Annotated in this window: 20 protein-coding genes and 1 tRNA gene; 10 read left to right on the top strand and 11 right to left on the bottom strand. The window is 70.2% G+C overall.

The window, feature by feature from the left end:
* Positions 1-24 precede the first annotated feature (24 nt).
* From ACFOY2_RS12300 to ACFOY2_RS12290, 3 genes are all read left to right on the top strand, one after another.
* Positions 25-795, top strand: coding sequence for an IclR family transcriptional regulator (locus ACFOY2_RS12300; RefSeq protein ID WP_379528099.1), 771 nt, complete (start codon positions 25-27; stop codon positions 793-795).
* Positions 792-1,736, top strand: a complete 945-nt coding sequence (locus ACFOY2_RS12295; protein WP_379528098.1) for a sugar kinase — start codon at positions 792-794, stop codon at positions 1,734-1,736. Before ACFOY2_RS12300 ends, ACFOY2_RS12295 begins: the two co-directional genes overlap by 4 nt.
* Positions 1,737-1,846: 110 nt before the next feature.
* Positions 1,847-2,113 (top strand): dsRBD fold-containing protein, encoded by a 267-nt coding sequence (locus ACFOY2_RS12290; protein ID WP_379528097.1) that lies wholly within the window; start codon positions 1,847-1,849, stop codon positions 2,111-2,113.
* 34 nt (positions 2,114-2,147) lie between these two features.
* Here the strand turns inward: ACFOY2_RS12290 and ACFOY2_RS12285 are convergent, their stop codons facing one another.
* From ACFOY2_RS12285 to ACFOY2_RS12265, 5 genes are read right to left on the bottom strand one after another with little or no spacing between them, the layout of a single operon-like run.
* Positions 2,148-3,053 carry a dihydrodipicolinate synthase family protein gene (locus tag ACFOY2_RS12285; RefSeq protein WP_379528096.1) on the bottom strand — a complete coding sequence of 302 codons (906 nt, stop codon included), beginning with the start codon at positions 3,051-3,053 and terminating at the stop codon, positions 2,148-2,150.
* Entirely contained in the window at positions 3,050-4,039 is a 990-nt protein-coding gene (locus ACFOY2_RS12280; RefSeq protein ID WP_379528095.1) for an oligopeptide/dipeptide ABC transporter ATP-binding protein, read from the bottom strand. The genes ACFOY2_RS12285 and ACFOY2_RS12280 overlap by 4 nt, the downstream gene beginning before the upstream one ends.
* The gene (locus tag ACFOY2_RS12275; RefSeq protein WP_379528094.1) at positions 4,032-5,975 is read right to left on the bottom strand and encodes a dipeptide/oligopeptide/nickel ABC transporter permease/ATP-binding protein; all 1,944 of its coding nucleotides are present in this window, start codon (positions 5,973-5,975) and stop codon (positions 4,032-4,034) included. Before ACFOY2_RS12275 ends, ACFOY2_RS12280 begins: the two co-directional genes overlap by 8 nt.
* Positions 5,972-6,931, bottom strand: a complete 960-nt coding sequence (locus ACFOY2_RS12270) for an ABC transporter permease (protein WP_379528093.1) — start codon at positions 6,929-6,931, stop codon at positions 5,972-5,974. The genes ACFOY2_RS12275 and ACFOY2_RS12270 overlap by 4 nt, the downstream gene beginning before the upstream one ends.
* Positions 6,928-8,532: an ABC transporter substrate-binding protein gene (locus ACFOY2_RS12265; RefSeq protein ID WP_379528092.1), complete on the bottom strand. Its 1,605-nt coding sequence runs from the start codon at positions 8,530-8,532 to the stop codon at positions 6,928-6,930. The genes ACFOY2_RS12270 and ACFOY2_RS12265 overlap by 4 nt, the downstream gene beginning before the upstream one ends.
* A gap of 180 nt (positions 8,533-8,712) precedes the next feature.
* Between ACFOY2_RS12265 and ACFOY2_RS12260 the strand changes: the two genes are divergently transcribed.
* The 3 genes from ACFOY2_RS12260 to ACFOY2_RS12250 are packed head-to-tail and all read left to right on the top strand — an operon-like array spanning position 8,713 to position 10,764.
* A complete protein-coding gene (locus ACFOY2_RS12260; protein ID WP_379528091.1) occupies positions 8,713-9,423 on the top strand; it encodes a FadR/GntR family transcriptional regulator in 711 nt (236 codons plus the stop codon).
* A 55-nt stretch (positions 9,424-9,478) separates the two neighbouring features.
* Positions 9,479-10,336 (top strand): DUF4429 domain-containing protein, encoded by an 858-nt coding sequence (locus ACFOY2_RS12255; protein WP_379528090.1) that lies wholly within the window; start codon positions 9,479-9,481, stop codon positions 10,334-10,336.
* 2 nt (positions 10,337-10,338) lie between these two features.
* On the top strand, positions 10,339-10,764 hold the full coding sequence (locus ACFOY2_RS12250) for a nucleoside deaminase (protein WP_379528089.1): 426 nt from the start codon (positions 10,339-10,341) through the stop codon (positions 10,762-10,764).
* Between the two features lie 72 nt (positions 10,765-10,836).
* Here the strand turns inward: ACFOY2_RS12250 and ACFOY2_RS12245 are convergent, their stop codons facing one another.
* From ACFOY2_RS12245 to ACFOY2_RS12230, 4 genes are all read right to left on the bottom strand, one after another.
* The gene (locus ACFOY2_RS12245) at positions 10,837-11,193 is read right to left on the bottom strand and encodes a hypothetical protein (RefSeq protein WP_379528088.1); all 357 of its coding nucleotides are present in this window, start codon (positions 11,191-11,193) and stop codon (positions 10,837-10,839) included.
* Positions 11,194-11,430: 237 nt separating this feature from the next.
* Positions 11,431-11,507: transfer RNA gene (locus ACFOY2_RS12240), tRNA-Lys, on the bottom strand.
* 41 nt (positions 11,508-11,548) lie between these two features.
* Positions 11,549-12,469, bottom strand: a complete 921-nt coding sequence (locus ACFOY2_RS12235; protein ID WP_379528087.1) for a nucleoside hydrolase — start codon at positions 12,467-12,469, stop codon at positions 11,549-11,551.
* Positions 12,470-12,730: 261 nt separating this feature from the next.
* Entirely contained in the window at positions 12,731-13,123 is a 393-nt protein-coding gene (locus ACFOY2_RS12230; RefSeq protein WP_379528086.1) for an OsmC family protein, read from the bottom strand.
* 118 nt (positions 13,124-13,241) lie between these two features.
* Between ACFOY2_RS12230 and ACFOY2_RS12225 the strand changes: the two genes are divergently transcribed.
* Both ACFOY2_RS12225 and ACFOY2_RS12220 read left to right on the top strand, forming a co-directional pair.
* Complete coding sequence (locus ACFOY2_RS12225) at positions 13,242-13,943, top strand: hypothetical protein (RefSeq protein WP_379528085.1); 702 nt, start codon at positions 13,242-13,244, stop codon at positions 13,941-13,943.
* Between the two features lie 49 nt (positions 13,944-13,992).
* Positions 13,993-14,769 (top strand): FAD:protein FMN transferase, encoded by a 777-nt coding sequence (locus tag ACFOY2_RS12220; RefSeq protein ID WP_379528084.1) that lies wholly within the window; start codon positions 13,993-13,995, stop codon positions 14,767-14,769.
* On the opposite strand, the gene ACFOY2_RS12215 is transcribed toward ACFOY2_RS12220, so the two are convergent.
* The gene (locus ACFOY2_RS12215; protein ID WP_357808531.1) at positions 14,766-15,041 is read right to left on the bottom strand and encodes a hypothetical protein; all 276 of its coding nucleotides are present in this window, start codon (positions 15,039-15,041) and stop codon (positions 14,766-14,768) included. The two genes, ACFOY2_RS12220 and ACFOY2_RS12215, sit on opposite strands and share 4 nt — an antisense overlap.
* A 133-nt stretch (positions 15,042-15,174) precedes the next feature.
* On the opposite strand from ACFOY2_RS12215, the gene ACFOY2_RS12210 reads away from it, so the two are divergent.
* Together ACFOY2_RS12210 and ACFOY2_RS12205 are read left to right on the top strand one after the other, a co-directional pair.
* Entirely contained in the window at positions 15,175-15,555 is a 381-nt protein-coding gene (locus ACFOY2_RS12210; protein ID WP_379528083.1) for a phage holin family protein, read from the top strand.
* Positions 15,556-15,561: 6 nt separating this feature from the next.
* Positions 15,562-16,908, top strand: coding sequence for an aromatic amino acid ammonia-lyase (locus ACFOY2_RS12205; protein WP_379528082.1), 1,347 nt, complete (start codon positions 15,562-15,564; stop codon positions 16,906-16,908).
* Here ACFOY2_RS12205 and ACFOY2_RS12200 read toward each other — a convergent pair.
* On the bottom strand, positions 16,871-17,866 hold the full coding sequence (locus ACFOY2_RS12200; protein WP_379528081.1) for a LacI family DNA-binding transcriptional regulator: 996 nt from the start codon (positions 17,864-17,866) through the stop codon (positions 16,871-16,873). The two genes, ACFOY2_RS12205 and ACFOY2_RS12200, sit on opposite strands and share 38 nt — an antisense overlap.
* Between the last annotated feature and the right edge of the window lie 113 nt (positions 17,867-17,979).

The raw sequence follows: 17,979 nt of genomic DNA, 5'->3' as shown, positions 1-17,979 counted from the left end.
TGCTGCAACAGCGCCGAGCCCGGTATGTTGATCCTCGTGCCGCCGGAACGCAACCAGTCCGCCTCGCTCAGACGCGCTCTGACCGTGCTGGACCACGTACGCGAGCGTTCCGGCCTCTCACTCACCCAGCTCGCAGAAGCGGCCGACCTGCCCAAGAGCACGGTGCTGCGCCTGACCGCCCCGCTCATCGAGGCCAGGCTGCTCGAACGCGACCGCAGGACCGGCGTCTACCGGCTGGGCCACGGCACGGTCCGGCTCGGCCAGGCCTACCTGGCCACGCTCGACCTGCGCGCGGTGGCGGCCGAGGAGTCGCACCGGCTGATGAGCGAGGTACGCGAGACCGTCCACCTGGTCGTCTACGACCCGCCCCACGTCGTGTACATCGACAAGGTGGAGAACGAGGCGAACGTCCGTATGGCCTCGCGCATCGGCAGCCGGGGCCCCGCCCACTCCACCGCGGTCGGCAAGGCGATCCTGGCCTGGCAGCCCGCCGAGGCCGTGGCCGAGCTGGTGCTCGACCCCAGGACCAAGCACACGATCACCGACCACGAGCGGCTGCGCGCCGAGCTGGCCGCCGTCAGGCGTCGCGGCTACGCGGTGGACGACCGCGAGAACGAGCCGGAGGTGCGCTGCGTCGGCGCGCCGATCTTCAACCACAACGACGCCGTCACCGCCGCCATCTCCGTCTCCGGGCTCACCTCGCGGATCACCGCCGCGCGGGTGCGCGAGCTGGGGCCGCTGGTGGCGGAGGCGGCGTCACGGATCTCAAGAAAGCTGGGTAGCCCGAGCCGATGACCGACCTCGTCACCTTCGGTGAGACCATGGCGCTGTTCGCCGCCCGCCGCACCGGCCCCTTGCGTTTCGCCCGCGGCTTCGACCTGGGCCTGGGCGGCGCCGAGTCCAACGTCGCCATCGGCGTGGCCAGGCTGGGCCACGGCGCGGCGTGGGCGGGGCGGGTGGGGGCCGACGAGTTCGGCGACCTGATCCGGTTCACGCTGGCGGGCGAGGGCGTGGACGTGCGCGCCGTCGTCGATCCCGACGCGCCCACCGGGCTGATGATCAAGGGCAGGCGCACGGCCGACCTGATCGACGTGCGGTACTACCGCAAGAACAGTGCGGGCTCGCGGCTGCGTCCGGATGACCTCGACCTGGGCCTCATCACCTCCGCCAGGGTGCTGCACGTCTCGGCCATCACTCCCGCGCTGTCGCCGTCGGCGCGCGCGGCCGTCGAACACGCGATCGAGGCGGCGCGGGCCGCCGGGGTGCTCGTCTCGCTGGACGTCAACTACCGCAGAGCCCTGTGGACGCCGGCCGAGGCGGGCGCGTGGCTGCGGGAGGCGGTCGGCCAGGTGGACGTGCTGTTCGCGACCGAGGCGGAGGGACGCCTGATCACCGCCGTCGAGGGGGCGGAGGAGCTGGCCAAGGCGCTGGCGGCGCTCGGCCCCCGGCACGTGCTGGTCAAGTTCGGGGCCGAGGGCGCCATGGAGCTGTCCGACGGCGTCGTACGCCGGGCGGAGCCGTACGACGTGACCGAGGTCGACTCCGTCGGGGCCGGAGACGCGTTCGCCGCCGGCTGGCTGGCGGACTGGCTGGCCGGGGCCGACCCCGACGAGCGGCTCAGCACGGCGTGCGCGGCGGGGGCGTTCGCGGTCACCTCCCAGGGCGACTGGGAGAGCCTGCCGCGCCGCGCCGACCTGAGCCTGCTGCGGCGGCCCGCCGACGGCGTCAGCAGGTGAGAGGCCCGCTTGTCAAAGGGCCGGGCACGTGACGGTCAAAACCCTCTCCCGGATGGTGTGCTCCCACTTTTACGCGCGGGCTCGATGGAGAGACGCTCGAAGAGAGGGAGATGGTGATTATGGAATACAAGGAGTGGAACATCCAGATTTGGATCAGTGAGGACGACCAGGACGCGGTCACCACGGCCACGGCCGTGCTGTTCACCGCCGACGGCAAGCGCCACGAGAGCGTGGCCCACGCCCGCCGCAAGCCCGGGGACCGGCCGGTACCCGGGATCGGGGACGAACTCGCCGCCGGGCGGGCGCTGGCCGACCTGTCCGCGAAGCTGATCGAGGACGGCGCCGACGACGTGGCCAGGATGGCGAGCCCAGCCTAAGGGGCCCGGCCAGAAGGGTTCGGTCTAAAAGGGCTCAAAGGAGTCCTGCGGTCGCCAGGTGCTTGCCGATCTGGCCGACCTCGTCGTCGTTCAACGGAGTCTGCGGGAGCGCGGTGATCGGGCAGTCGATGATGCCGCGCAGGTGAAGCGCGGCTTTGAACGCTCCGAGGCCCGAGGAGCTGCCGCCCATGCGGCCGCCCCCGACCTTGACGATCTCGAACAGCCTGACCAGGCGCTCCTGCTCCGTCCGTGCCGCCTGCCAGTCGCCGCGGGCGGCGCAGCGGTACAGCTCGACGTACCCGTGCGGGTCGACGTTGCCCAGGCCGGGGACGACTCCGTCGGCGCCCATCCACAGTGCGGAGTCCACGGTCACCTCCGAGCCGGTCAGCACGCTGAACGGCGCCTCGCGCCCCAGGATGACCTCGCGCAGGCCGCCGTCGTCGCCGCTGGAGTCCTTCACCCCGGCCAGCGCGCCCTCTGCGGCCAGTTCGAGCAGCATGGGGGCGCTGAGCTTGGTGTGCACGGCGATCGGCAGGTCGTAGGCGTAGAGCGGCAGCCCGCCCCGCTCGGCGATGGTCCGGAAGTGGGTGCGGATCTCGTCGGGGTGGGTGCGCGTATAGAACGGCGCCGTGGCCACCAGCCCGGACGCCCCGGCCTCGACGGCCACGCGCGCGTGCTGGAGCACCCGCGGCGTGGTCATGTCGATCACCCCGGCCAGCACCGGCACCTGCCCGGCCACGTGCCCGACGACGGTGTCGAGCACCGTGCGCCGCTGCGCGTCGGTCAGGTAGGCGACCTCCGAGGAGGACCCGAGGACGAACAAGGCGTTCACCCCACCCGTGAGCAAGTGATCGACCAGCCGGACGAGCGAGGCCGTGTCCACCTCGTAGTCAGGGGTCAAAGGGGTGCATACGGGGGGAATGACGCCGGTCAAGCTCATGCGCGCTCCTGGATCAGTTCAAGGTCGGTCGCTCCCGCCGCCACCGGGTGGTGGCAGTGGAAGAGGTGGTCGTCGTCGGCCTGCGCCGCGGGCCAGCCGTCGGCACACAGGTCATCTGCCCGCCAGCACCGCGTGCGGAACGGGCACCCGCTCGGCGGCCTGGTGGCCGAAGGCACAGCACCGACCAGCGGGATCGGGTTGATCGGCGAGATGAGCCCGGGGGTGGCGGAGAACAGCGCCCGCGTGTACGGGTGCCGCGCGCCCAACGGCACGGCCTGCGCGGGCGTCTGCTCGACGATCCTGCCCAGGTACATGGCCACGACGCGGTCGCTCATCCTGCGGACGGTCTGGATGTCGTGGGAGACGAACACCAGCGCGAGCCCGAGCCGCTCCTTCAGGTCCAGCAGCAGGTTGAGGATCTGGGCGCGGACCGACACGTCCAGCGCGCTGGTGGGCTCGTCGGCCACGATCAGCTCGGGTTCGAGCGCCAGCGCCCTGGCCACCGCCACACGCTGACGCTGCCCGCCGGACAGCTGGCTCGGCAGCGCCTCCGCGACGCCGGCCGGCAGGCCCACGAGGTCGAGCAGTTCCCGTACGCGGGCGTCGCGCTCGGCGGGGGTGCCGCGGCGGTGCACGTCGAGCGGGTCGCGCAGCACCTGCCTGACGGGCAGGCGCCGGTTGAGCGCCGTGGACGGGTCCTGGAAGACCATCCCGACGTTCGACCCGATCAGCGCCCGCCGCTCGGACTCCTTGCGCGCCCACAGGTCACTGCCTCGGAAGCTGACCGTGCCCGACGTCGGGCGCTGCAGCCCGACCAGCACCTTGGCCAGCGTGGACTTGCCGCAGCCGGACTCGCCCACGATCCCGACGGTCTCGCCGGGGGCGACCGTCAGGTCGGCGCCGGTCAGCGCGTAGACGCGGTCGCGCGAGAACAGGCCGCCCGAGCGGGCCTTGTGCACCACGTGCACGTCCTTCAGCTCAAGCACGCTGCTCACTCCTCACCAGAGTCTGCGCCGGGTGGTGGCAGGCCACCGCGTGGGTGTCGTCCCCCGTCAGTACCGGGGTCTCGGTACGGCACACCTCCGAGGCCATCGGGCACCGGTCGGCGAAGCGGCACCCGGCAGGGAAGTCCGCGGGGGACGGCACCACGCCGGGGATCTGCGTGAGCCGCTCGGCCCCCGACTCCAATGACAACACCGAGCCGAGCAGGCCTCGGGCGTAGTGGTGGGCCGGGGCGCCGACCAGGGTGGCCGTGGCGCCGGTCTCGACGATCTGGCCGCCGTACATGACGACCACGCGGTCGGTGACGTCGGCGACCAGCGCGAGGTCGTGCGAGACGAGGATCAGGGCGAACCCGAGCTCCTCGCGCAGCCTCAGCAGCAGCTCGATGACCTGTGCCTGGACCGTCACGTCGAGCGCCGTGGTGGGCTCGTCGGCGACGATCAGCTTGGGGTCGCGCGACAGCGCCATCGCGATCAGCACCCGCTGCCGCTGCCCGCCGGACAGCTCGTGCGGGTAGGACGACAGCGTGCGCGGAGCGTCGAGGCCGACGAGTTCGAGCAGCTCGGCGGGGGTGCGCCGACCGCCGCGGCGGGTGAGCTGCTTGAGCTGGGCCTTGATGGTCATGGCCGGGTTGAGGGAGGACAGGGCGTCCTGGTAGATCATCGCCATCTCGTGGCCGAGCAGGCGGCGGCGGGCGCGGCGCGACTCGGCCAGCAACTCCCGCTGGTTGAAGCGCACCTGGCCGCTGACGCGGGCGTCGCGAGGCTGCAGGCCCATGACGGTCAGCGCGGTGAGCGACTTGCCGCAGCCGGACTCGCCCACCAGACCGAGCACCTCGCCGGGACGGACGACGAAGCCGATGCCGTCGACGATGTCCACGCCGTCGCCGAACCCGATCCGCAGCCGCTCCACCTCCAGCACCGGCGTGCCCTGCGGCAGCGGACGGGCCCGTTCGGCCAGCCTCTGGGCGGCCTCGGCCAGCCCGGGCAGCTCGACGACCTCGCCGGAGCCGGGGCGGGCCTGCTCGAAGGCGTCGTCCTTCTTGGCGAGCTGATCTATTGGGGCCTTGCGCGCGGCCGGGGCGGCCCAGGAGTCGGAGATGCCCTCGGACAGGATGTTCAGCGCGAGCACGGTGATGAGGATCAGCAGGCCGGGGAAGACCGTGGCCCACCAGCCGCCGAGCAGCACCATGTTCTTGCCGTCGGCGATGACGCTGCCCCAGGAGGGGTCCGGGGGGCGTACGCCGGCGCCGATGAACGACAACGACGCCTCGAACACGATCGCGTCGGCCACCATCACCGTGCAGAACACCAGAACCGGGGCCGCGCAGTTGATCGCGACGTGCTTGATGATGATGTGCGGCGTGCGGGCGCCGATGACGCGCTCGGCCGCCACGTAGTCCTCGCCGTACTGGGCGATCACGTTGGCCCGCACGACCCTGGCCACGGACGGCATGTAGAGGAAGGCGATGGCCATGACCAGCACCGAGACGCTGCCGCCGAACACGGCCACGAGCACCGCGGCCAGCGCGATGCCGGGGAAGGCCATGATCACGTCGAGCACGCGCATGATGGTCTCGTCCACGGCCTTGCGGGAGGTGGCCGCGACCGCGCCGATGATCGCCCCGGCCACCAGGGCCAGCCCGGTCGCGCCGAGGCCGATGATCAGCGACCAGCGGGAGCCGTAAAGGAGCCTGGACAGGATGTCGCGGTTGGCGCTGTCGAGGCCCATCCAGTGCTCGGCCGACGGGCCGCCGCCCGTGGCCGCCTGGAAGTACGGCGAGTGCGGCGCGATCCACGGCGCGAGCAGCGCGGCCAGCACGACCACGGCCACGATGCCGACCGCGACCCACGACAGCGGCTTGAGCCTGCGCAGCCCGACGCCGGGGCGGGACAGCCGTTCCGTCAGTCCACGTCTCATGTGGCACTCCTGAGGCGAGGGTTGACCAGCAGGTAGAGGATGTCCACGACCAGGTTGACGACCATGAAGCCGACCGCGATGGTGAGCACCACGCCCTGGACGACCGCGGGGTCGCCGTCGCGCACGGCGTTGATCATGAGCTGGCCCATGCCGGGCAGGCCGTAGATGGTCTCGATGACGACCGTGCCGCCGATCAGGTAGCCGATGCGCAGGCCCAGCACGGTCAGCGGGGTGATCAGGGCGTTGCGCAGCACGTTGCGGCCGACGACCACGATCGGCGGCAGGCCGCTCCCGATCGCGGTACGCACGTAGTCCTTGTCCAGCTCCTCCACCATCGAGGTGCGGATGATGCGGGTGAGCTGGGCGGCGATCGGCAACGACAACGACAGCGCGGGCAGCGTCATCGACTGCAGCCAGCCGACGGCCGAGTCGGCCGGGTTGATGTATCCGCCGGTCGGGAACAGGCCCTCGCCGACCGCCAGATACTGGATCATCAGCAGCGCGAGCCAGAACGGCGGCGCCGCCACCCCGACCAGCGACACGACCCGGATCACCTGGTCGGGCCAGCGGTCGCGGAACAGCGCCGCCGTCACGCCGAACACCAGCGACACCACCACGGCCACGGCCAGGCCCAGGAACGTGAGCTGCAGCGTCAGCGGCAGCGCGGTCGTGACGGACTCCAGCACCGGCTTCTTGGTGAGCACGCTGGTGCCCATGTCGCCCTGCGCCAGGTCGGCGACGAAGCGGACGTAACGCACCGGCAGCGGGTCCAGCAGGCCGTTCTCGATCTGGAACTGGCGGATCTGCTCGGCGGTCGGGTTCGCGCCCTGGAAGTAGGCGTACTCCGGCTTGATGTTGGAGAAACGCATCACGATGAACACGAACGCGACCACGCCGAGCACCAACGGGATCAGGATGAGGAGCCGCCGCAGCAGCATCCGGGCGACGAGCGTCATGTCCTCTTGGCCTGCAGCACGTTGATGCCGGGGTACGGCTGGGCGCGGATGCCGGAGATCTTCTTCGGGTCCCAGGCGGTCATCAGCTCGTTGTGGACGACCGGGTAGAGGATGGCCACCTCAGCGACCAGATCCAGATATTTGTGGATCAGCTCGCTCTTCTTGGCCTGGTCGGTCTCCTTGCCGGCCTCGTCCATCATCGAGAACAGCTTCTCGGCGTCCTTGCTGCCGTCCCAATGGCTGTACTTCATCCACAGGCCGCCGGGCACGTAGTTGTAGTGCAGGATCAGGTCGGCGTCCATGCCGAACTGCTGGGGGTTCGAGGCGGCGGCGACCACCTGGTAGTCCTGGAACTGGTCCATCTTGGTGAACAGCGCGGCCGTGTCCTGCGGCTCCAGCGTCGTCTTGATGCCGACGGCCTCCCAGGAGGCGGCGATGGTGGGCAGGCAGTCCACGATCCAGCTCACATTGACGGCCATGAGGTTGACCGTCAGGTTGCTGACGCCCGCCTCCTTGAGCAGCGCCTTGGCCTTGTCCGGGTCGTAGTCGTAGACGACGGAGGCCCGCTTGTGGTCGGGGTGCCCCTCGTTGAGGAACGAACTCGACGCCGTGCCGTGGCCCTTGAGCGCCACGTCGATCATCTTCTTCTTGTCGATCGCATAGTGCAGCGCCTGGCGCACCCGCACGTCGTCGAACGGCTTGGTGCCGGTGTTGAACATCAGGAACATGTGGTTCATGCCCTTGCCGCCCTCGACCGTCAGGCCCTGCTGCTTGAGCTGGTCGACGTTGGCGTAGGGGATGTTGTCGGCGATCTGCGCCTCGGCCGAGCCGCCGGAGATCTTGGCCACGCGCGCCGCGGCGTCCACGATCGTCAGCCAGTTCATCTTCTTGACCGTGGCCGGGCGCGGGCCGCTGTAGCCGTCGAACGCCTCGAACTGGGTGTTGGACTTGGGGTTGTGCGCGGTCTGCTTGTACGGCCCCGAGCCCACGGCCTTGCCGCTCTTGGCCTGGTCCCAGGCTCCCGGCTGGCTGAACACGTGCTTGGGCATGATCTTGGCGATCGTCAGCCTGGGCGCGGCGTCGGGGAAGGCGAACTTGAAGACCAGCTCCACGTTCTTGTCGTCGACCTTCTTGACCTCCTTCAGCCAGGACTTGAAGAAGTTGCCGGTCAGGACGTTGTCCGGGCCGAGGATGCGTTCGAAGGTGAACACGACGTCGTCGGCGGTGACGGGCTGCCCGTCGTGCCACTTGGCGCCGTCCCGCAGCGTGAACGTCCACGTGGTCGCGTTCAGGTCGGCCGGCAGTGCGGTCGCCAGGGCCGGGTACGGCTCGCGCGTGATCGGGTCGGTGTCCAGCAGCCCTTCGTAAACGTGCTGGATGCCGGCCATCGCGAACGCCGACGCCGTCTGGGTCGGGTCCCAGCTCTGGTCGTTGCCGTAGCCGATGACGGCGGTGATCAGGTCCTTGTTCGTTCCCGCGCCGACGGAGCCGGTCGAGGCCGGGCCGCCGGAACAGGCGGAGAGGGTGGCCGCGATGAACGCCGCCGCACCCGTCGCTCCGCTGTATCGCAGAAAGTCCCGGCGGCTGAAGTCAGAGCTCACGGATGCCTCCTGGGGGTAGGTGCAGTTCCCGCTACCTGCATCGGCCACGAAATCGCGGCCAGATGTAGAACGTGGGACATCCCATGTCCTATGTTGTGCGTAAAGTGGACGCTAGATGCTGAGCGGACCTGAGGTCAACTGAAGATTTCCGGAATGTTACCTACGACGAAGGGATTTTTCATGGCCACTGTCCCGCGCCCGGCACGGCTCAGTCGCGCCGTAGAGGCCCAGGAGGGCGTCAAGGACCTCATCGTCACGCGCGGGCTGGTGGCGGGCGATCCGCTGCCCACCGAATCGGAGCTCATGGAGGAGCTGAGGGTCAGCCGCAACTCGATCAGAGAGGCGCTCAAGGCCCTGCAGGCGGTCGGGATCGTGGAGATCCGCCATGGTTTCGGAATGTTCGTCGGGCGCATGTCACTGGCCGGCCTGGTGGACGAGCTGACCTTCCACAGCCGCATCACGCTGCAGAACGGCAAGAACCACCTCGCCCACCTCATCGAGATCCGCGAGATCCTGGAGAGCGGCCTCGTCCAGCGCCTGATCGATCTGGGCCCCGAAGCCGACCTGACGCCGATCGCCGACGTCATCACCAGGATGGACGCCGAGGCGCAGGCCGGGCCCGTCTCCCCCGAGACCGACCGCCTCTTCCACGACCTGCTCTACCGGCCGCTCGGCAACCCCCTGGTGAGCCAGTTGCTCGGCGCGTTCTGGGACGTCTACTACCAGCTCCGCGACGCCCTCGGCACCCCCGACGAGACGCCCCGCGACGTCGCCAAGCGCCACCGCGACATCTACACCGCCGTCATCGCGGGCGACAGGACCGCCGCGGTGGCCGCCGTGCAAGCCCACTTCGACGGCGTACGCAACCGCGTGGCCAGGATCCACGGCTGACCGGTCCGGCGCTCGTCCACATGGCCGTGCCGCGAGCGTGCCCTAGGCTGAGAACATGGCCGAAATCGCCGTCCACGACGGTTCGTGGACCTTCAATGGCGAGTTCCTGCGCATCGTGCCCGGCAGCGACAAAGGCGTCCATGAACTGCGCAAGACCATGGGCGAGGTCGTGGTGCCGATGGAGGCGATCGCGGGGATGGCGTTCGAGCCTTCACGCAAGGGCGGCCACCTGCGGCTGCGCCTGCGCAAAGGGGCCGATCCCCTCTCCGACGCGGTCGCCGGCTCGCTCGGCCCGCCCGCCGACCCCTACCGGCTGGCCGTCCCCAAGGCCCGCGCCGGCGTCGCCGAATACTTCGCCGACGAGGTCCGCGACACCCTGCTCGTCTACCAGACGCCCAACAGCCCCTGCGACGACTACCTCCTGCCCGGCCCCGGCGTGCCCATCTCGGCCACGGCCGGCGACGGCACGGCGATCTTCGACGGCGAGCGCGTGCGCCTGGAGTGGTCCGGGTTCGCCAGCAGCGACAAGGACAGAGCGGGGCCGCAGGAATACCCCCTGTCCGACCTGGTCGGCGTAGAGTGGAAGCCGCAGTCCGGCATGGGCTACGGCACCCTGCGCTTCCGGGTCAAGGGCGAGGGCCCCGCGCAGCCGCCGCAGAAGGACCCGCGCTGCGTCTCATGGGGCGTCCAGCGCTTCGGCGGCGCGACGGCCCTGGTCGCCGCGGCCGTGCTGGCCCGGCTGCCGCGCGAGACGGCCGAGCTGCCCCCGCCGCCGCCCCCGGTCTCCGACGACGTACACGACGCCGTACTGCGCCGCCTGGCCGAACTGGGCGAGCTCCACCGCTCCGGCGTGCTGACCGACGACGAGTTCGCCATGGCCAAGCAGGCCGTGATCCGCCGCTTGGAGGGATGATCATGACCCACGACGAAGAGAAACTGCTGCGCAGGGCCATCGCCCTGGCCGCAGAAGCCCGCACGGGCGGCGATCCGCCGTTCGGCTCGCTCCTGGCCACCGCCGACGGCACGATCCTGGCCGAAGAGCGCAACTCCACGCTCACCGACCGCGACATCACCGCCCACCCCGAGCTCAAGCTGGCCCGCTGGGCCGCCCGCGAGCTCGACCCGGCCGCTGCGGCCACCACCACCATGTACACGAGCTGCCAGCCCTGCGGCATGTGCGCGGGCGCCATCGCCCGTTCGGGCCTCGGCCGGGTCGTCTACGCCCTGTCGGTCGAGCAGCTCCACGCGCTCAAGCCGCCGGGCAGAGCCTCCGCCGAGCCGCCGGCCGAGGGCCCGGCCCTGTACGCCGAGGCCCGCGTGCCCCTTGAGGGCTACTGGTGATCCAACCGGCGCTGGATCACGGGGTGTCCTGGCCGATCATGTCGGTACGCGACCGGCCACGACATGCCCGGCTCAGCCTGTCGTCAGCACCAGCGCCGCCTTCTTCTTCGACAGCGAGCGTGCGTACATGGTGATGCCGTTGAGCGTGCTCGACGCGCCTCCATCAGTGAAGTACGCCGAGCCTCTCATGCCCGGCCCGCTGGCATTCACCTTGACGCCGTTGGCGTTGAAGGAGATGGTCAGTTTGGTGAAGCCGAAGCTCGGGTCGATCCGGAACGAGACCTTCTTGGTGATGGTGATCTTGCAGTTGCCGTCGTAACAGGCGCTCAGATTGGGCTTGGCGGCGGCGAAGGCCGTGGGGACGGCGGCGGGGACGAGGACGAGGGACGCGGCTACCGCCAGGGTGGCGGTCCTGATCATGGCGGACATGATCCTCCTTGGTTTCCACGTGGGGATCGGTACGGAAAAGTCCTGAGCGCGCCCAGTATGTGCCTCGTCCTCCGGGACCGGTCCCGGAGCGGACGGGGCATGCCGGAGCCGATCACCGTCCTGGATGGGCAGCCGCCACCGTTCACCGAAGAGCGACCACACGGGCCCCTCTCCACGGCCGGAGCCACTCGAAAACCGAGAAACCCCAGCTCAGCGCCCTGAACTGGGGTTTCGGTGTGGTGCGCCGCCAGGGACTCGAACCCCGGACCCGCTGATTAAGAGTCAGCTGCTCTAACCAACTGAGCTAGCGGCGCAACAGGTGTAACTGTATCAGCCGCCAAGCGCTGCCCGCACATCATCCGAGCCGACCGGCGACCCCCTCATACGCCCCCAGAACCAGGTCCCAGAACCGTTTGACGTCCAGCGACGTGGCCACGAGCGCATTGGCCTGCCGGTCCCTCAGCTTGAAGTCCGTCACGGTCATCCCCCGGGTGTAGAGCCCGGCCGTCTCCACGTCCACCACGGCGGGAACGCAGGTGAACAGCGAGGGGTCCAGCAGGTACGCCACCGCGCAGGCGTCATGGATGGCAGGCCCGCCGTCGGCGCGTACCACCCCGTACGACTGCGCCGCCGGCACCAGCAGCTCCGCCAGCCGCCCGAGGGGCCGCATCCGGTCCAGGACGTCGGAGGTCACCACCGCCGACAGGGTCACGTCGAGCCCCAGCATGTTGACCGTCCACCCGGCCTCGAAGACGATCGCCGCCGCCTCCGGGTCGGCCAGCATGTTGAACTCGGCGGCCGGGTTGTGGTTGCCCCGCGTGTACGAGCCGCCCATGATGATCAGTTCCTTGGCCCACTCGACGACGCGCGGCTCTTTGCGTACGGCGAGGGCGATGTTCGTCAACGGGCCGATGGCGACCAGCGTGATCTCGCCGGGCGCGGCCCGCAGGGTCTCCACGATGAAATCGACGGCGTGCCCTTCCGACGGCCCCCGCACCGGCGCGGGCAGCACCACGTCACCAAGCCCGCCGGCGCCGTGCACAGCGGTGGCCCGGACCGTCTGCCGCAGCAGGGCCCCGGCGCTGCCCGGCGTCACCGGAACGTCCCCGAACCCCAGGAACTCCCTGAGCGCCAGCGCGTTCGCGGTGGTCAGCGGCAGATCGACGTTCCCGCCCACCGTGGTGATCCCCACGACGTCGAGGGGAGAGCCTGCCGCCAGGGCCAGGGCGAGCGCGTCGTCAATGCCGGGGTCACAGTCAATCAGTACTTTTGTCACGGGCGGACTATACGCTCCCGTGCGAACGGACCATACGCATGGATCGGGCCGGGCAGTTCCCCCAAAGCTGCCCGGCCCGATCGTTGGCGGTCCAGGCCGACGATTTCCCCCAAAAACGTCGGCGGTCCCGCACTTGCGAACCGCGGTCCCCCTCCGCGTCCGCATCGGTGAAGGTCCATAGGTCTCTTGACCTGGTACAACGCTACCTAGACGAATGCAACGGTCACGTCATAAGGGGGTCGAATATGCGTTTAATCCCATCTACGGAAGCTCCAACCGGACCTCCGTACCCTCTTCCAGCGTCCTGCCCACGGTGCAGTACTTCTCGTGCACCCGGCCCGCCACTGCCCGGTACACCTTGTCCGCCTCCTCCGAGGGCAACTCCACGTCGTAGGTGATCGTCACCGGGCCGAGCTTGTTCGACTCGACCTTCTCCGCCTGAACCGTCATCGCCAGCCGGACCAGCCGGTGCCCGCGCTGGGCGGTCAGCGGCTCGACGGTCACGATGTTGCACCCGCCCGCCGCCGCCAGCAGCAACTCGACAGGGGTGAACACGCCGTCCTCGTCTCCGCCCCCGATCCGCACCTCGGCGCCGCGGTCGTTCGTCGCCCTGAACCCGCCGTCGTCGGTCCGCTCAACACGCACATTTGCCATGTTCGCGACGATACCGACCACCGGACGGCGTCGAGGAGGCGGGCAACCCCCGGCCAGATTTAGCCGATTTCTCGGCAACACTCAGAAACCTTTCATGTTTGTTCAGGATCGTGAAGCCATGGCTAGCATGGCGAATGCTCATCAGGGGCCCGTCCTGTTCTGGTGCGGGGTCGCGGCGGCCGAGTTCGGCGCGATCCAGCCGGGGTTCGGCTATCCGTGGAGCCCCACCGCCTACGCCGCCGCGGCGCTGCTCGTCGCGCTCGGCTTGATCAGCGTCAGGCTCGCCGACTATCTGCGTACCGAGGAGGCCAGGCAGCGCCTGCGCCTCGGCGGCTACCTCGCGGGCACGCTGCTGGTGGCCCACCAGTTCAGCTCCACGGCCTACGCGACCGGGCCCAGCCGCGTGGGCTCGCTCATCCTGTACGCGGGTGCGGCCGTGATGGCGGTCCTGAGCCACCAGGTCCCCCAGACGACCAGACCGACCCTGCTGATCGCCACCGGCCTGAGCCCGGCCGCCGTGCGCGCCCGCCTGGCGGCGGAGCCCGGCACCGTCGCGATCTACCGCGCGGAACGCGCCACCGACGAGCTGCGCGACCTGGAGTCCGGGCACGGCCTCATCCTCGTCGTGGGCGACGAGCACGACCCTCGGGTCAAGGAGCGCGTGAGCGCCTCAGGGCTGAAGCGTGAGATTCCCGACATCACCGAGCGCGACGTGGTCGTGGCCGGCCCGCGGCACTTCAAGCGGTACGTCGGCGGCGCCTTGTCACGCCTCGCTGTCCCAAGATCACAGATTCATTTCAGATCACATCAAAAGGTTTAGGCCCACATTACGGGTCTTCTGCAACGGTGGGAGCGGACAAGGAGGCAAGGTGACGATTTTCCCCGGAACGGCTCGCGTCGAGATGGTCATGGGCAGGCCTGTGAGTGTGGACATCCGCACCGCCCTGCCGGCTCGCGAGCTGAATCCGCTGCTGGATGACGCGTTCGCCTGGCTGAGGTGGGTGGAGGACACCTTCAGTCCGGTCAAGGAGGACAGCCAGATCGGCCGGCTCAACCGCGGTCAGACGATCAGGCAGATCCCCGAACTGATCGAGGTCCTGCACCGCTGCGACGAGCTCAGCCGGGCCACCGACGGCTGGTTCGAGGCCCGCATCAACGGCGTGACCGACCCGTCCGGGTACATCAAGGGCTGGGCGCTTGAGCGGCTCTCGCGCGCCCTGTCCAACGCGGGCGCGGGCGACCACCGCATCAACGCGGGAGGCGACATCAGGGTGCGCGGCTCCGCCGCCCCCGGCAAACGCTGGCGCATCGGCATCCGCGACCCGCGCAAGGACGTCATCCGCAAGGTCGTCTTCGCCAACGACCTGGGCGTCGCCACCTCGGGCAGCGCGCCCATCCGCGACCCGCACACCGGCGAGGTCGTCGAGGGACTCGGCTCGGTCACCGTGATCGGCCCCGACCTCGGCGTGGCCGACGCCCACGCCACCGCCATCTACGCCATGGGCCCCCTGCTGGCCAGGCGCTTCGCCGCCGATCTGGCGGAGTCGGGGCCGTACCAGACGATGATCATCACACGTGACGGGCAGGAGGTGAGCACGCCCGGTTTCGCCGGCTACAGCGGCGCGGAGGCCCGTATGGCGGGCTAGGCGTCCGGATGCCGGCGCAGATAGTTCACGTAAATAGGGCGCAGCGCCTCGCCCAGCTCGCCCTCGCCCGAAGCCAGGGCGTCGCTGAGCAGCGCGGAGACCCTGCTGAGGTCGTTGGCGGACTCGTTGTCGTGACCGCTGGCGGCCTCGGCGGCCGGGATCACCTTCAACAGATCCCACAGAAACCCCAGGTCCCCGTGGCGTACGGCGTAGCGGACCGCCCGGTCGTGCAACTCGGCGGCCGGCAACGACTCGAGCTCGTTCGCGTCCATCTCACTCCCTCCCAAGCACGCCCCTTCCCGCCTGGGCCCGCCGATAACCGGTGACTACCGGGAGTGAGCGACGGGCATCGTAGTGACCGGGCCTCTATCGCGGTGCCGCTCTGAAGTGGGAGGATCAACCAGCGTGAGATTCATCATCAGAACCATCGCGGCGGCGGTGGCCCTGTGGGTCGCCATCCAGCTCGTCCCCGGCATCGCGGTCAGCACCCCCACCAACACGGCCAGGTACTGGGGCGTCCTGCTGATCGTGGCCCTGATCTTCGGTGTGATCAACGCGATCGTCAAGCCCATCGTGAAGGCGCTGGGCTGCGCGCTCATCGTGTTGACACTGGGGTTGTTCCTGCTCGTGATCAACGCGGCCATGCTGCTGCTGACGAGCTGGATCGCCGGTCAGCTCGACATCCCCTTCCACGTCGCCAACTTCTACCCGGCCGCCTTCTGGGGCGCGATCATCATCAGCGTCGTGAGCTGGCTGCTGGGGCTGTTCATCCCCGACAACGACTGAGCGTCCATGGTGCTCGACGGTGCCGGACTGACCTGCGCGCAGGTCCACGCGGCCACGTACGACGCGGCCCGGGTCACGATCAATTCCCTCGATCGGGCCCGGGCCGCGTGGGCCGCTGCCCAGGAGCTCACCGGCCCCCTGTACGGCCGCAGCACCGGCGTCGGCGCCAACAGGGACGTCCTGCTCGGCGAAGGCGCGGGCATCGACCTGCTGCGTAGCCACGCCTGCGGCGCCGGCCCCCTGGTCGAGCCTGCCCGCGCCAGGGCGATGCTGGTCGTCCGGCTCAACCAGCTCCTGGCGGGCGGATCGGGCGTCGACCCCGCCCTGCTGCCGGTACTCGCCGACGCGATCAACGGCGGCTTCACCCCGCCGATCCGCACATACGGCGCCATCGGCACCGGCGACCTCACTGCTCTGTCCACCACGGCGCTCTGCCTGCTCGGCGAGCTTCCCTGGCGGCGGGAGCCGTCGGCGGGGCCCGACCCCCGCTTCGACCTGGACCCGGCCGACGCGCTGCCGTTCATCAGCTCGGGGGCGGCCACCCTGGCCGACGCCGCGATCGCCTGCCATCGGCTGCGGGCGCTCTTCGAGACCGCCGTCGACGTCGCCGCGCTGTCGTTCACGGCCGTGGACGCCTCCGCCGAGCCGCTGGCCGCCGCCGTCCAGGAGGCCCGCCCGCACCACGGGCAGGCCGTCGTCGCCGCCCGCCTGCGGGCCCTGATCACCCGCGAGCCGGCCGGCCGCGTGCAGGACCCCTACGGCTTCCGCGCCTTCGCCCAGGTGCACGGCGCCGCCATGGACGTCCTCGACCGGGCCGCCGCCACCGTCGAGATCGACCTCAACTCCGCCACCGAGAACCCGCTCATCGCCGGCTCCCTGGCCTGGCACAACGGCAACTTCCACGGCGCCCCCGTGGCATTGGCCCTCGACGCGCTGCGGACGGCGCTCGTCCAGACGGCCCAGCTCAGCACCGTCCGGCTGGCCACCCTCATGGACCCGGCCTACACCGGCCGCCATCCCTTCCTCGCCGATCGTCCCGGCGCCTCGGGAGCCCTGATCCTGGAGTACGTCGCCCAGGACGCCCTGGCCGAGCTGCGCCAGCTCGCGACCCCGGCGACGACCGGCACCGCCACGCTGTCGCGGGGCACGGAGGACCACGCCAGCTTCGCCACCCAGGCCGCCCGCCACGCGCTGCGCTGCCTGGAACCGCTGGAGATCGTGCTGGCCTGCGAGCACGCCGCCGCCACCCGGGCGCTGCGCACCCCGGGCCCCGACCGGCCGCTGACGGACGAGCTGGAGGAATCGCGTCAGACGATCACCCAGGGACTCGCGCCACCGACCCCCGCTCTCTGAGCGTCGGCGCCTGGACGACCCGCCGTCTGCGGGTGCCGCTCCCGTCGGCCGCCGCCGCGACGAGCCGCACCGCCGCCCGCACGATGCCGTCGATGTCCCAGTCGACCGTGGTCAGCCCCGGCGTGAGCAGGCCCGACATCGGGTAGCTGTCGTAGCCCATCACCGACACGTCGCCGGGGATCGACAGCCCCAGTTCCTGGGCCGCCGCGTAGACGCCGTAGGCGATCGAGTCGGCGAAGCAGAACACGGCGCTCGGCCGCTTGGCGGACAGGATGTCGCGGGCGGCGGAGGTCGCCCCGGCCAGGCCGTGGGGGGCCGTGGCGACCTCGATGTCGAGGTCGAGCCGGTCGGCCTCGGCCGTGACGTGCACGTCGGCGGGGCGGTCGGGGGTGCTGGAACGGGTGGAGGTGAGCACGGCGATGTTGCGGTGGCCCAGGTCGCGCAGGTGTTCAAGGGCCAGCGTCACCCCGCGCCGGTTGTCGAAGACGACCTCTGCGGCGGTGCCGGCCAGCGAGTCGCCGATCGCGACCACCGGCAGCGACTCGCACAGCTCGGGCCAGAACGCCGCGGCCGGGTCGATCGGCTGGACGATCATCCCGTCGACACGCTGGTCGCGTAGCTGCTGTGCCAGGGCCCGCTCTCTGGCCGGGTCGCCCACCGCGTCGAGGATCAGGGCGTAGCGGTCCTTCTCCCGCAGGCCCCTGCTGATGCCGACCGCCAGTGACTGCTGCCACAGATCCTCCAGCGAGCCGCAGAGCAGGCCGATCATGCCGGTGCGGCCGCTGGCCAGCGCTCTTGCGATCGGGTCGGCCTCGTAGCCGAGCTCAGCCGCCGCGGCTCGCACCCGCTCCTTCGTCTCCTCTGACACCTGCAGGCCGCGTAGCGCGTAGGACACGGCCGCCGGCGACAGGCCCGTGGCCTGGGCCACCTCACGGATCGTGGCTCTCTTGCGAGGCATTCAGCCAGCCTATTGCGTGACACCGACAGAAGCAGATTCCCACCATGGGCTTGTCGGGATTGTCGGCTTGCTCCGGTTCGGGGGGAAGCGTTGACAATTGCGCAGGTGAAGCG

Source organism: Nonomuraea purpurea, from assembly GCF_042650645.1.
GTDB classification, from domain to species: domain Bacteria; phylum Actinomycetota; class Actinomycetes; order Streptosporangiales; family Streptosporangiaceae; genus Nonomuraea; species Nonomuraea purpurea.
This window is presented reverse-complemented; position numbering and strand designations above follow the sequence as displayed.

Bases quoted from the DNA above. Each gene is read 5' to 3' on its own strand.
- ACFOY2_RS12300 (WP_379528099.1), top strand. From the start codon at position 25: ATGTTGATCCTCGTGCCGCCGGAACGCAACCAGTCCGCCTCGCTCAGA.
- ACFOY2_RS12295 (WP_379528098.1), top strand. From the start codon at position 792: ATGACCGACCTCGTCACCTTCGGTGAGACCATGGCGCTGTTCGCCGCC.
- ACFOY2_RS12290 (WP_379528097.1), top strand. From the start codon at position 1,847: ATGGTGATTATGGAATACAAGGAGTGGAACATCCAGATTTGGATCAGT.
- ACFOY2_RS12285 (WP_379528096.1), bottom strand. From the start codon at position 3,053: ATGAGCTTGACCGGCGTCATTCCCCCCGTATGCACCCCTTTGACCCCT.
- ACFOY2_RS12275 (WP_379528094.1), bottom strand. From the start codon at position 5,975: ATGAGACGTGGACTGACGGAACGGCTGTCCCGCCCCGGCGTCGGGCTG.
- ACFOY2_RS12270 (WP_379528093.1), bottom strand. From the start codon at position 6,931: ATGACGCTCGTCGCCCGGATGCTGCTGCGGCGGCTCCTCATCCTGATC.
- ACFOY2_RS12260 (WP_379528091.1), top strand. From the start codon at position 8,713: ATGGCCACTGTCCCGCGCCCGGCACGGCTCAGTCGCGCCGTAGAGGCC.
- ACFOY2_RS12255 (WP_379528090.1), top strand. From the start codon at position 9,479: ATGGCCGAAATCGCCGTCCACGACGGTTCGTGGACCTTCAATGGCGAG.
- ACFOY2_RS12250 (WP_379528089.1), top strand. From the start codon at position 10,339: ATGACCCACGACGAAGAGAAACTGCTGCGCAGGGCCATCGCCCTGGCC.
- ACFOY2_RS12245 (WP_379528088.1), bottom strand. From the start codon at position 11,193: ATGTCCGCCATGATCAGGACCGCCACCCTGGCGGTAGCCGCGTCCCTC.
- ACFOY2_RS12230 (WP_379528086.1), bottom strand. From the start codon at position 13,123: ATGGCAAATGTGCGTGTTGAGCGGACCGACGACGGCGGGTTCAGGGCG.
- ACFOY2_RS12225 (WP_379528085.1), top strand. From the start codon at position 13,242: ATGGCTAGCATGGCGAATGCTCATCAGGGGCCCGTCCTGTTCTGGTGC.
- ACFOY2_RS12215 (WP_357808531.1), bottom strand. From the start codon at position 15,041: ATGGACGCGAACGAGCTCGAGTCGTTGCCGGCCGCCGAGTTGCACGAC.
- ACFOY2_RS12205 (WP_379528082.1), top strand. From the start codon at position 15,562: ATGGTGCTCGACGGTGCCGGACTGACCTGCGCGCAGGTCCACGCGGCC.
- ACFOY2_RS12200 (WP_379528081.1), bottom strand. From the start codon at position 17,866: ATGCCTCGCAAGAGAGCCACGATCCGTGAGGTGGCCCAGGCCACGGGC.